This window comes from Herbaspirillum sp. C7C2 (genome assembly GCF_022627865.1).
Lineage (GTDB): Bacteria > Pseudomonadota > Gammaproteobacteria > Burkholderiales > Burkholderiaceae_D > Herbaspirillum > Herbaspirillum frisingense.
This window is the reverse complement of the sequence record NZ_JABXGI010000003.1, coordinates 296,943-309,724: the sequence shown is the minus strand read 5'-3', so window position 1 is coordinate 309,724 and position 12,782 is coordinate 296,943. Positions and strand designations below refer to the sequence as shown.

Here is a 12,782-nt window from a genome sequence, read left to right as displayed (position 1 = left end):
GTCAGGCCTGCTGGTCGCTGCCGGCCTTGAGCAGGGCCAGTTCGGCACGCAGGCCCTGGTTCTCTTCGGACAGGCGCGAGACCCGGTTCTGCAGTGCGGCGATCTCGCGGCGCAGGGTGGCGGTGAGTTCGTTTTCCTGGCCTTCCACCAAGGGGATGGCGCTGCTGCTGCCGGTGGCGCTGTCGTCGCTGACGGGCGCGCGCGGGGTACGGGTGGCGGCTTTCTGTTCGCGCACTTTCTTGGCGGCTTCGCGCAGTTCCTTCTTGCCACCGGCCACAGCGCTGACCTGCGCCTCGCTGGGCAGGGTCGCTACGGCAGCGGCGGCATTGATGGAGATGGTGCCGGTGCGCACGGCCTCTACCAGTTCCGGGGCGGCGGTCTTGCGGATGCGGTCGATCTGGCCGATGGTGGCGCTGCTGATGCCGGCGGCGCGGGCGATGTCTTCGCGCGTCTTGATGCGACCGGCGTCGTCGTCGGCGTGCCAGGGGGCATCGCCGGCCGGGGCGTCTTCGTTGTTCATGGCGGGCTCGGCGGTGCTGCTGTCGTCGCTGGCGGCCGATTTGGCCGGTGTGGCTTCGGCCTTGGTGCGGGCGGCGATGATGTCGCGCTTGCGCAGGGCTAGCATGCCGCGCTGGAAGTCCGAGACGCTGCGGCGGCCGAGCTGGTTATCGATCATCCACAGCAGCACGTCTTCCAGCGACTTGAAGCTGTCATTGTGGACCGTCTTGAAGGGCAGGTCGTACTTGCGGCAGATTTCGTAACGGTTGTGACCATCGATGAGCACCTCGCCCCACAGCACCAGCGCATCGCGGCAGCCTTCGGCCAGCAGGCTGCGTTCCAGAGCGGCGTATTCGTTGGGGGTGAGGGGATCGATGTACTTCTGGAGTTCTTCGTTAATGACGATATTCATGGGGCGAAGCCTTGCCTAACAGATCGTGAGCCGGGGCCGCATTCTACACCACCGCCCCTGGCGGCCGGCCGCCTGCGGTCGGGTCGGGGGCTTGCAGTACAATGACGGGCTTCGATATTGCTCCGTGGTGTCATGCGCTTCTCCTTCCGCCTGACGGCTGTTGCCGTCGCTTCCACTTTCCTGCTGTCGGCCTGTGGTACCCCTTCCTGGGTGCCGGGCAACGCGTCGCCAGCGTCTGTCGAATCTACCGCCGGTAGCCCTGCAACCCCCGCTGTCACGACCGTCACCCCGGTGCCGGTGGCGCCACGCAAGATCAGGATCGGCCTGGCCCTGGGCGGCGGCGCTGCGCGCGGGTTTGCGCACATTGGCGTGATCAAGGCGCTGGAGGCGCAGGGCATCACGGTAGACGTGGTGGCCGGTACCAGCGCGGGCAGCCTGGTGGGGGCGCTCTATGCCGCCGGCAACGATGGCTTTGCCTTGCAGAAGCTGGCGATGTCCATGGATGAAGCCTCCATCTCTGACTGGTCGGTGCCCTTGTTCGCCAAGGTCAGCGGGGTGATCAAGGGGGAGGGCGTGCAGAACTACGTGAACAAGGCGGTGCACAACGTTCCCATCGAAAAATTCAAGATTCCCTTCGGCGCGGTCGCCACCGACCTGCGCAGCGGCCAGCCCATCCTGTTCCAGCGCGGCAATGCGGGCGTCGCGGTGCGGGCTTCGTCGGCGGTGCCGGGGGTGTTCCAGTCGGTGAAGATCGGCGACCATACCTATGTCGATGGCGGGCTGGTGTCGCCGGTGCCGGTGCGCTATGCGCGGCAGATGGGGGCGGACTTCGTGATCGCGGTCAATATCTCGGCCAATCCGGAGGCACAGGCGGCTTCCAGCAGCTCCATCGATGTGCTGCTGCAGACCTTTGCGATCATGGGGCAGACCATCAACCAGTATGAGCTGAAGAATGCTGATATCGTGCTGCAGCCGAGTCTGGGGGCGATGAAGGGCAGCGACTTCGCCAGCCGCAACGTGGCCATCCTGGCGGGCGAGCAAGCGGCTACGGCGGCCATGCCGGAGATCAAGCGCAAGCTCAGGTTGATGGCGACGGGGAACTGATTTTCAGGTTTCCCTGAGGAAAAAAATGGCCACTGGATTTTCCAGTGGCCATTTTGTTTGTATCGTTTATAGCGTTTGCGCTCGCACCGTTGCGGTGCTTATTTTTGCTCTTCTTCGCCCGCCATGATGCGTCTTGCACCATTGAAGCGCTTCTTCCAGTAGGACTCGTCCATGCTCTCGATGCGCACCTGGCCACCGGCCGAGGGGGAGTGGATGAACTTGCCGTCGCCCAGGTAGATGCCCACGTGGGAGAAGCCGCGGCGCAGGGTGTTGTAGAACACCAGGTCGCCGGGCTGCAGATTGTCGCGGCCGATCTTTTCGCCTACGCGGCTGATTTCCAGCGAGGTGCGCGGCAGGTCGGTGCCCCATGCTTCCTTGAAGACGTAGCGCACCAGGCCGCTGCAGTCCAGGCCGGTATCGGGCGAATTGCCGCCGTAGCGGTAATTGATGCCCAGCATGGCCAGGGCCTGGGTGGCCAGTTCGGATGCGCGATTGGTGATGTCTTGCAGGCGGGCGATCGCAAGATTGGTCTTGCTGATCAACTGCTGGGCTTGCGGGGAAGTTGCTTGAGGAGGAGGAAGATCCTGCGCTGCCAGGGAAAGGTCAGCGGAATAGGCCGATGCACTGATCCAAAGGCCGGCTGCGAGCGCGCACGCACGAGCGGTTTGTCGTCGGATTCGGTCAGATCGGCGTAGGGTCATCGGGATCCTCTCAAAATAGGATTGCGGGACTGTAAGGTAAATCTTACGGCTTGTCAAAAGCTGGATTCGTGCCAGCTTGGCAAAATGGAATGATTTGCGGGGCAAAAAGGGGGTATTTAGCGTCATCTCCCAGTAAGTGTTCTTCCTACACGACCCTAGGAAAATTTTTCTGTAAATGATTTACGGATGAGTCGGAGTGCAGTTCTTGTGTTCTCGGGGTGCGGGAATTTTCAAGAGGGGTGGGCAGTATGCGGAAGTGCTGAAAATGATTCATGCAAGTCGCATGGATGAGTTTGCCGGCATGGGATGTCAAAACGACTTTATGGCCTTACAATCAGCGTTCGATTTTTTATGCCTATCGGAGCAAACATGCAAACCAAACCGTTTCTGTCGCTGGACGACGTGAAGAAGATCGCCGCCGGTGCTGAAGCCGAAGCCCGCGCCAACAACTGGAACGTGGCCATCTCCGTGGTCGATGACGGCGGCCACCTGCTGTGGCTGCAGCGCATGGACGGCGCCGCCCCGATTTCCTCGCAGATCGCCCCGGCCAAGGCGCGCACCGCCGCCCTGGGTCGCCGCGAAAGCAAGATCTATGAAGACATGATCAACAACGGTCGCGTCTCCTTCCTGAGCGCCCCCGGCCTGGACGGCCTGCTCGAAGGCGGTGTGCCGGTCGTGGTCGAGGGTCACTACGTGGGCGCCGTGGGCGTTTCCGGCGTGAAGTCTTCCGAAGACGTGCAGATCGCCCAGGCCGGTATCGCCGCCCTGGGCCTGTAATACGCCGCGTTGCGCCGGCAGCGCTGCCTGCCGGCGTTCCCTCCTTCGGCACCCCATTTCGGTGCTTCCAGAAGCAAGTTCGGCCATCCGTGATTTGCCGGAGGGAGCCTCTTGCGCTATAATTGAGCGGTTTAGCCAATTTTATCCGCCGTAGCGCATAGCCATTCCTCTTCCTCGTTCCTAACAGGCCCAGCCACGCTCCCGTACCGAATGAGTCGGGGTGTTCGCGCCGGTCGGTTTTGGCGCGCAAAGGTCTTCCGGTCATCCAGCCGCGGCGGTAACAATCTCAGGAGTTACCCTTGCTGCCTCTTCTTTCCGGTCCCGCGATTCCGGCCATCCTCGCGCTCGCAGACGGGTCTGTCTTCCAAGGTTTTTCCATCGGCGCCGCAGGCAACACCACCGGTGAGGTGGTGTTCAATACCGCGATGACCGGCTACCAGGAAATCCTGACCGACCCCAGCTACAGCCGCCAGATCGTCACCCTTACCTATCCGCACATCGGCAACACGGGCGTGAACCGTGAAGACGTGGAAGCCTCGCAGATCCACGCCGCCGGCCTGATCATCAAGGACCTGCCGCGCCTGCTGTCGAACTTCCGCAGCCAGCAATCCCTGTCGGACTACCTGAAGGAAAGCAACATCGTTTCCATCGCCGGCATCGATACCCGCAAGCTGACCCGCATCCTGCGCGAGAAGGGTGCCCAGAACGGCGCCATCGTGGCCGGTGAAGCGGACATCGAGGCGGCCACCGCCAAGGCGCTGGAACTGGCACGTGCTTTCCCCGGCCTGGCCGGCATGGACCTGGCCAAGGTGGTCTCCACCCAGAAGGCCTACAACTGGACCGAGACCGAATGGCGTCTGGGTCGCGGCTACGGCCAGCAGATCACCCCGAAATTCCATGTGGTCGCCTTCGACTACGGCGTCAAGTACAACATCCTGCGCATGCTGGCCGAGCGCGGCTGCAAGGTCACCGTGCTGCCCGCGCAAGCCACCGCCGCCGAGGCGCTGGCCCTGAACCCGGACGGCATCTTCCTCTCCAACGGTCCTGGCGATCCGGAACCCTGTGATTACGCCATCGCCGCTTCCAAGGAGCTGATCGAGCGCGGCATCCCGACCTTCGGCATCTGCCTGGGTCACCAGATCATGGCCCTGGCCTCGGGCGCCAAGACCCTGAAGATGAAGTTCGGCCACCACGGCGCCAACCACCCGGTGCAGGACCTGGATTCCAAGCAGGTGATGATCACCTCGCAGAACCACGGTTTCGCCGTGGACCAGGCGACCCTGCCGGCCAACTGCCGCGTCACCCACATCTCGCTGTTCGACGGTTCGCTGCAAGGTTTCGAGCGCACCGACAAGCCTGCTTTCTGCTTCCAGGGCCACCCCGAAGCATCCCCTGGACCGCATGACATCGCTCCCCTGTTCGACAAGTTCGTGGCGATGATGGAGAAGAAACAAAATGCCTAAGCGTACTGACATCAAAAGCATCCTGATCATTGGCGCTGGCCCGATCATCATCGGCCAGGCCTGCGAATTCGACTATTCCGGCGCCCAGGCCTGCAAGGCCCTGCGCGAAGAAGGTTTCAAGGTCATCCTGGTCAACAGCAACCCGGCCACCATCATGACCGACCCGGAAATGGCCGACGCCACCTACATCGAGCCGATCACCTGGCAAGCGGTGGAACGTATCATCGCCAAGGAAAAGCCGGACGCCATCCTGCCGACCATGGGCGGCCAGACCGCGCTGAACTGTGCGCTGGACCTGCATCGCCATGGCGTGCTGGACAAGTACAAGGTCGAACTGATCGGCGCCACACCGGAAGCCATCGACAAGGCCGAGGACCGCTCCAAGTTCAAGCAGGCCATGACCAAGATCGGCCTGGGTTCGGCCCGTTCGGGCGTGTCGCACACGATGGAAGAATCGTGGGCAGTGCAGAAGACCATCGGCTTCCCGGTCATCATCCGCCCGTCCTTCACCATGGGCGGCACCGGCGGCGGCATCGCCTACAACGCCGAAGAATTCGAGACCATCTGCAAGCGCGGGCTGGAGGCTTCGCCGACGTCCGAACTGCTGATCGAGGAATCCCTGATCGGCTGGAAGGAATACGAAATGGAAGTGGTCCGCGACAAGGCGGACAACTGCATCATCGTCTGCTCGATTGAAAACCTGGACCCGATGGGCGTGCACACCGGTGACTCCATCACCGTGGCACCGGCGCAGACGCTGACCGACAAGGAATACCAGATCATGCGTAACGCCTCGCTGGCGGTGCTGCGTGAGATCGGTGTGGATACCGGCGGCTCCAACGTGCAGTTCTCGGTCAACCCGGCCGACGGCCGCATGATCGTCATCGAGATGAACCCGCGCGTGTCGCGTTCGTCGGCGCTGGCCTCCAAGGCCACCGGCTTCCCGATCGCCAAGATCGCCGCCAAGCTGGCCGTGGGCTTTACCCTGGACGAACTGCGCAACGAGATCACCGGCGGTGCCACCCCGGCGTCCTTCGAGCCGTCCATCGACTATGTCGTGACCAAGATCCCGCGCTTCACCTTCGAGAAATTCCCGCAGGCCGACAAGCACCTGACCACCCAGATGAAGTCGGTGGGTGAAGTGATGGCCATCGGCCGCACCTTCCAGGAATCCTTCCAGAAGGCCCTGCGCGGCCTGGAAGTCGGCGTGGACGGCATGAACGAGAAGACCACCGACCGCGAACTGATCGAGAAGGAACTGGGCGAACCCGGTCCGGACCGCATCTGGTACGTGGGCGATGCCTTCGCACAAGGCTTCTCGCTGGAAGAAGTACATGGCCTGACCCACATCGACCCGTGGTTCCTGTCGCAGATCAAGGAGATCGTCGACATCGAACTGTGGCTGGAAAAGGAAGCTTCCCTGGAGTCGCTCGACAAGGCCACCCTGTTCCAGCTGAAGCAGAAGGGCTTCTCGGACCGCCGCCTGGCCAAGCTGCTGAAGACCACCGACACCGCCGTGCGCGAACAGCGCAAGAAGCTGAACGTGCGTCCGGTCTTCAAGCGCGTCGATACCTGCGCGGGCGAGTTCGCCACCGATACCGCCTACATGTATTCGACCTACGACGAAGAGTGCGAATCCAACCCGACCGACAAGAAGAAGATCATGGTGCTGGGCGGTGGCCCGAACCGTATCGGTCAGGGTATCGAGTTCGACTACTGCTGCGTGCATGCCGCGCTGGCCATGCGTGACGATGGTTACGAAACCATCATGGTCAACTGCAACCCGGAAACCGTCTCGACCGACTACGACACCTCCGATCGCCTCTACTTCGAGCCGGTGACGCTGGAAGACGTGCTGGAAATCGTCGACAAGGAAAAGCCGGTCGGCGTGATCGTCCAGTACGGCGGCCAGACCCCGCTGAAGCTGGCGCTGGACCTGGAAGCCAATGGCGTGCCCATCGTCGGCACCTCGCCGGACATGATCGACGCCGCCGAAGACCGCGAGCGTTTCCAGAAGCTGCTGCAGGACCTGGGCCTGCGTCAGCCGCCCAACCGTACCGCCCGCACCGAAGCCGACGCGCTGCAACTGGCGCAGGAAATCGGCTACCCGCTGGTGGTTCGTCCATCCTACGTGCTGGGTGGCCGCGCCATGGAAATCGTCCACGAGCAGCGTGACCTGGAGCGCTACATGCGCGAAGCCGTCAAGGTCTCGCACGATTCGCCGGTGCTGCTGGACCGCTTCCTGAACGACGCCATCGAAGTCGATGTGGACTGCCTCTCCGACGGTGAACGCACCTTCATCGGCGGCGTGATGGAACACATCGAACAGGCTGGCGTGCACTCGGGTGACTCGGCTTGCTCGCTGCCGCCGTATTCGCTGTCCAAGGACACCATCGAAGAACTGAAGCGCCAGACCGCGCTGATGGCCAAGGGCCTGAACGTGGTGGGTCTGATGAACGTGCAGTTCGCCATCCAGCAAAGTGAAGTCGATGGCAAGACCGTCGATACCGTCTTCGTGCTGGAAGTGAACCCGCGTGCATCGCGTACCGTGCCCTTCGTCTCCAAGGCCACCGGCCTGCAATTGGCCAAGATCGCGGCACGTTGTATGGTCGGCCAGTCGCTGGACAGCCAGGGCATCAAGAACGAAGTGGTGCCGCCGTACTACAGCGTGAAGGAAGCCGTCTTCCCGTTCGTGAAGTTCCCCGGCGTGGACACCATCCTCGGCCCCGAGATGAAGTCCACCGGTGAAGTCATGGGCGTGGGCAAGACCTTCGGCGAAGCCTTCGTGAAGTCTCAGATGGGCGCCGGCGTGAAGCTGCCGACTTCGGGCAAGGTCTTCCTGTCGGTGAAGAACAGCGACAAGCCGCGTGCCGTGCAAGTGGCGCGTGACCTGGTCGCACTGGGCTTCTCCATCGTCGCCACCAAGGGCACGGCGGCTGCCATCAGTGCTGCCGGTATCCCTGTTGCCACCGTCAACAAGGTGGTCGAAGGTCGTCCGCACATCGTGGACATGGTCAAGAACAACGAGATCGCCCTGGTGGTGAACACCGTTGAAGAAAAGCGCAACGCCATCGCCGACTCCGGAGCGATCCGTACCTCGGCCCTGGCAGCCCGCGTGACCACCTTCACCACCATCGCCGGTGCAGAGGCGGCAGTGGAAGGCATGCGCCATCTGGAATCGCTGGACGTCTACGATTTACAAGGCCTGCATAAAGCTATACACTAAACCCACAACACGTTACTTTGTCGGCAGCAGTTGACGCTGACAAGCTAAGAGGGCATCTGAGCAATCGATGCCCTCTCTGACTTTTGGACGACACCCTGCGGCCACAACATGTTCAATGTTGCAGGGCAGATCCGTCCAGGGGACGCTAAGGACATGACGCCGCCGTGCCACGTGATCGCGGACTTGCGCGTGGCGTCATGTCCTTAGCGGCTCTGGGTCAGAGCGCGTGTTGAAGAGCTGACGGAATCCTGCAGCAACGGTCCGTTCACCAGCCAGACTGTTCCCGTAAAGACGATGCTTGTCCGCCAAGTTGGCGGCAATGGTGTGCTTTTGCGTGTTCATCGGCCGGCGGACCTTGGATGCGTCTTCCGTGTAACCCTAACCTTGAGCAAGAGACTTATGAGCACAGTTCCCCTTACCAAGCGTGGCGCCGAACTTCTGAAGGAAGAATTGCACCGTTTGAAAACCAAAGACCGTCCTGAAGTCATCAATGCGATCGCGGAAGCGCGCGCGCAGGGCGACTTGTCCGAAAACGCCGAGTATGAATCGGCCAAGGAGCGTCAGGCCTTCATCGAAGGTCGCATCGCCGACCTGGAAGGCAAGCTGGGCGCGGCCCAGATCGTCGACCCGGCTGATCTGAACGCTGAAGGCCGCGTGGTCTTCGCCTCCACCGTGGACCTGGAAAACCTGGATAGCGGCGAGAAGGTGACCTACCAGATCGTGGGTCTGGATGAAGCCGACATCAAGGAATCCAAGGTTTCCGTGACCTCGCCCATCGCCCGTGCCCTGATCGGCAAGAGCGCCGGTGACGTGGTGGCCGTGGAAGCCCCGTCGGGTCTGAAGGAATATGAAATCCTGGAAGTGCGCTACGTCTGACGTGGTGTGACGGCACCGGCCCCGTGATAGTGCGGGGCGGGTGCCGTAGTATTCGGCTTGATCCGTCTGCGGGATCTGTCTGCCTGAGCTGTCTACCTGAGCTGTCTGCAAGTCCGACGAGCCGGAAATGAAAATGCCCGCATCAGCGGGCATTCTGTTTTGCGGGCCATCCGGAGATGGCCGGTCGGATGGGATCAGCCCAGCGACTTCTTGGTGCTGCGCTGGCGCGGCTTGGCCTTCTTGACCAGGCCACCGGCGGTGACGCGTTCATTGCCCTTGAGCATGACCTTGTTCACCGAAGGACGCTTGGTGGCGTGCGACTTGACGATGGTCACTTCGCGCAGACCGCCCTTGGCGCCGGCAGCGGTCTTCTTGACATCGTCCTTCTGCGGGCGATACAGCACCAGCAGCTTGCCGATGTGCTGTACCGGCGCGGCCTTGAGCTCGGCGCAGATGGTTTCGTAGATCGCGATGCGGGCTTCGCGGTCGTCGCCGAAGACGCGGACCTTGATGAGGCCGTGGGCGTTCAGGCTCTTGTCGATTTCCTTCATCACGGATTCGGACAGGCCGCTTTCGCCCACCATCACGACGGGGTTCAAGGCATGGGCCTGGGCGCGCAGTTCGCTGCGCTCGGCGGGAGTCAATGTCAACATGGGAATGCAGGTTCGGGACGAGGTCTCGGCGGCGCCAAGTTGTCCCTCAATGAGATAAAACCAGTATTCTACGCGAATGGCAAAGAACAAACTGAACAAAAACTGGTTGCACGACCATATCAACGATCCTTATGTGAAGCTTGCACAAAAGGAAGGTTATCGTGCGCGCGCCGCCTACAAGCTCAAGGAAATCGACGAGGAAGAGCGCCTGATCAAGCCTGGTCAGGTCATCGTCGACCTCGGATGTACCCCCGGCAGCTGGTGCCAGTACGTGCGCAACAAGCTGGCCGGCGCCGAAGGTGGCGGCATCCATGGCACCATCATCGGCCTGGACATCCTGCCGATGGATCCGATTGCCGACGTCCACTATATCCAGGGTGACTTCCGCGAAGATGAACCGGTGCGCCAGCTGGAAGAGCTGCTGGACGGCCGCAAGGTCGACCTCGTGCTTTCGGACATGGCGCCCAACCTGTCGGGCGTGGCCATTGCTGACGCAGCGCGGGTGGAGTACCTGATCGACCTGGCCATCGAATTTGCCCAGTTGCACATGAAACCTGGCGGCTCCTTGCTGGTCAAGTGTTTCAACGGGACCGGCTATAACGAACTGGTGCACAAGTTCCGGGCCGAGTTCAAGACGGTGATGTCCAAGAAGCCCAAGGCCAGCCGCGACAAGTCGTCGGAAATCTTCCTGTTGGGCAAGACATTGAAGAATCCCCGCGTTTGAATTCCGATCACATCGCTCAAACTTGATTCCGATGCGTTCGCTCGTTCAGGTGTTGAGTGCACAATGGACAGGATTTCGGCGCAAATACTGAAGTTTTCTGCCTTGTTTTGCCTGCTTTCAACCCTATATCGACATTTGGAAAACATCCGCTTGTCCCTTCCCGGGCGAGCAGCCTGCAGGTTTCGCCAGTTCAGGATGGTGGAAAAAGTGTTGGCTGGATGGTAACGAAGCAACTGTGGTGGCGCGTCTGCACGGCAATTGTGCGTTGCGCGACGGCACGGCAGGGCGGGGCGGACGGCGGTTTTCTATGTAACGGTGGTTGAATCCGGGTAAAATCGGACAATACAAAGGCAACGTGGCGCCCAGGCGTCGGAGGAGTTCCAGTGAACAATATGTTTTCCAAGGCTGCCATATGGGTGGTCATCGCGCTCGTGCTGTTTATGGTATTCAAACAGTTCGACAGCCGCAGCATGGCAACCAACGCCAAGCCTATCGCGTATTCGGACTTCATCTCCGAGGTCAAGGCGGGTCACATCAAGGATGCGACCATCGAGGATCGCAATATCATCGCCACCACCCAGGATGGCACCAAGGTCAAGACCGCGACCACCGTGCTGGACCGCGGCCTGGTCGGTGACCTGCTCAACAATGGCGTGAAATTCGACGTGCGCCAGCCGGAAGAGCAGTCTTTCCTGTCGCAGATCTTCATTTCGTGGTTCCCGATGCTGCTGCTGATCGGCGTCTGGATCTTCTTCATGCGCCAGATGCAGGGCGGTGGCAAGGGCGGCGCCTTCTCCTTCGGCAAGTCCAAGGCCCGCATGCTGGATGAGAACAGCAACTCCGTCACCTTCGCCGACGTCGCCGGTTGCGACGAGGCCAAGGAAGAAGTGCAGGAGCTGGTCGAGTTCCTGCGTGATCCGACCAAGTTCCAGAAGCTGGGCGGCCGCATTCCCCACGGCGTGCTGATGGTCGGCCCCCCGGGTACCGGTAAGACCCTGCTGGCACGTGCCATCGCGGGTGAAGCCAAGGTGCCGTTCTTCACCATCTCGGGTTCCGACTTCGTTGAAATGTTCGTCGGCGTGGGTGCGTCCCGCGTGCGCGACATGTTCGAAAACGCCAAGAAGCATGCTCCCTGCATCATCTTCATCGATGAAATCGACGCCGTCGGTCGCCATCGCGGTGCCGGCATGGGCGGCGGTAACGACGAACGTGAACAGACTCTGAACCAGATGCTGGTGGAGATGGACGGCTTTGAAGCCAATTCCGGCGTCATCGTGATCGCCGCCACCAACCGTGCCGACGTGCTGGACAAGGCGCTGCTGCGTCCGGGTCGCTTCGACCGCCAGGTGATGGTCGGCCTGCCCGATATCCGTGGTCGCGAACAGATCCTGTACGTCCACATGCGCAAGGTGCCCATCGCTCCGGACGTCAAGGCCGACATCCTGGCCCGCGGTACCCCGGGCTTCTCCGGCGCCGACCTGGCCAACCTGGTCAACGAAGCGGCCCTGTTTGCGGCCCGTCGCAACAAGCGCCTGGTCGAGATGCAGGACTTCGAAGATGCCAAGGACAAGATCGTCATGGGTCCGGAACGCAAGTCGGCCGTGATGCGCGAAGAAGAACGTCGCAACACCGCCTACCACGAGTCCGGCCACGCCGTGGTCGCCAAGCTGCTGCCCAAGGCCGATCCGGTGCACAAGGTCACCATCATGCCGCGTGGTTACGCACTGGGCCTGACCTGGCAGCTGCCGGAACATGACCGCGTGAACATGTACAAGGACAAGATGCTGGAAGAGATCTCGATCCTGTTCGGTGGTCGTATTGCTGAAGAAATCTTCATGCACCAGATGTCCACCGGCGCTTCCAACGACTTCGAGCGTGCCACCAAGCTGGCCCGTGCGATGGTGACCCGCTACGGCATGTCCGTCACCCTGGGTACCATGGTGTATGAAGATTCGGAGCAGGACGCCTACTTCGGCCGCATGTCTTCCAAGACCGTGTCCGAAGCCACCCAGCAAAAGGTGGATGCGGAAATCCGCAGCATCCTCGACGAGCAATATGCGCTGGCCCGCCGCCTGCTGGAAGAGCATCGCGACAAGGTCGACGTCATGGCCAAGGCCCTGCTGGAATGGGAAACCCTGGATGCCGATCAGGTCAACGACATCATGAACGGTGACGAACCGCGTCCGCCACGCAACGGTGTGCCGGCCAAGAAGTCGTCCTCGGACAACAACCGCCCCGGCGACGTCACCCCCAACGCCACGGCACCTGCCTGAAGCGTGGTGGTATCGACGCAGCCAGGCAGTCTGCGGTAAGAGAAAAAGGTGAGGAGCGATCCTCGCCTTTTTTCA

General features: G+C 61.5%; 10 protein-coding genes. 7 read left to right on the top strand and 3 right to left on the bottom strand.

The window, feature by feature from the left end:
• Window position 1 precedes the first annotated feature (1 nt).
• Window positions 2-910, bottom strand: a complete 909-nt coding sequence (locus tag HWE04_RS07335; protein WP_241811981.1) for a hypothetical protein — start codon at window positions 908-910, stop codon at window positions 2-4.
• A gap of 132 nt (window positions 911-1,042) precedes the next feature.
• Between HWE04_RS07335 and HWE04_RS07330 the strand changes: the two genes are divergently transcribed.
• The gene (locus tag HWE04_RS07330; RefSeq protein WP_039875210.1) at window positions 1,043-2,014 is read left to right on the top strand and encodes a patatin-like phospholipase family protein; all 972 of its coding nucleotides are present in this window, start codon (window positions 1,043-1,045) and stop codon (window positions 2,012-2,014) included.
• Window positions 2,015-2,112: 98 nt separating this feature from the next.
• Here the strand turns inward: HWE04_RS07330 and HWE04_RS07325 are convergent, their stop codons facing one another.
• On the bottom strand, window positions 2,113-2,715 hold the full coding sequence (locus HWE04_RS07325) for a C40 family peptidase (protein ID WP_039875208.1): 603 nt from the start codon (window positions 2,713-2,715) through the stop codon (window positions 2,113-2,115).
• Window positions 2,716-3,084: 369 nt separating this feature from the next.
• On the opposite strand from HWE04_RS07325, the gene HWE04_RS07320 reads away from it, so the two are divergent.
• From HWE04_RS07320 to greA, 4 genes are all read left to right on the top strand, one after another.
• Entirely contained in the window at window positions 3,085-3,492 is a 408-nt protein-coding gene (locus tag HWE04_RS07320) for a GlcG/HbpS family heme-binding protein (RefSeq protein WP_241811980.1), read from the top strand.
• A gap of 299 nt (window positions 3,493-3,791) precedes the next feature.
• The gene (gene carA / locus HWE04_RS07315) at window positions 3,792-4,955 is read left to right on the top strand and encodes a glutamine-hydrolyzing carbamoyl-phosphate synthase small subunit (protein ID WP_241811979.1); all 1,164 of its coding nucleotides are present in this window, start codon (window positions 3,792-3,794) and stop codon (window positions 4,953-4,955) included.
• Window positions 4,948-8,181, top strand: a complete 3,234-nt coding sequence (gene carB, locus HWE04_RS07310) for a carbamoyl-phosphate synthase large subunit (protein WP_006463195.1) — start codon at window positions 4,948-4,950, stop codon at window positions 8,179-8,181. Before carA ends, carB begins: the two co-directional genes overlap by 8 nt.
• 399 nt (window positions 8,182-8,580) lie before the next feature.
• A complete protein-coding gene (gene greA, locus HWE04_RS07305; RefSeq protein ID WP_006463194.1) occupies window positions 8,581-9,057 on the top strand; it encodes a transcription elongation factor GreA in 477 nt (158 codons plus the stop codon).
• A gap of 194 nt (window positions 9,058-9,251) precedes the next feature.
• Here the strand turns inward: greA and yhbY are convergent, their stop codons facing one another.
• Window positions 9,252-9,710, bottom strand: a complete 459-nt coding sequence (gene yhbY, locus HWE04_RS07300; RefSeq protein WP_182994223.1) for a ribosome assembly RNA-binding protein YhbY — start codon at window positions 9,708-9,710, stop codon at window positions 9,252-9,254.
• Between the two features lie 76 nt (window positions 9,711-9,786).
• Between yhbY and HWE04_RS07295 the strand changes: the two genes are divergently transcribed.
• Both HWE04_RS07295 and ftsH read left to right on the top strand, forming a co-directional pair.
• A complete protein-coding gene (locus HWE04_RS07295) occupies window positions 9,787-10,434 on the top strand; it encodes an RlmE family RNA methyltransferase (RefSeq protein WP_241811978.1) in 648 nt (215 codons plus the stop codon).
• Window positions 10,435-10,817: 383 nt separating this feature from the next.
• Entirely contained in the window at window positions 10,818-12,707 is a 1,890-nt protein-coding gene (gene ftsH, locus HWE04_RS07290) for an ATP-dependent zinc metalloprotease FtsH (protein WP_039875206.1), read from the top strand.
• Window positions 12,708-12,782: the final 75 nt, after the last annotated feature.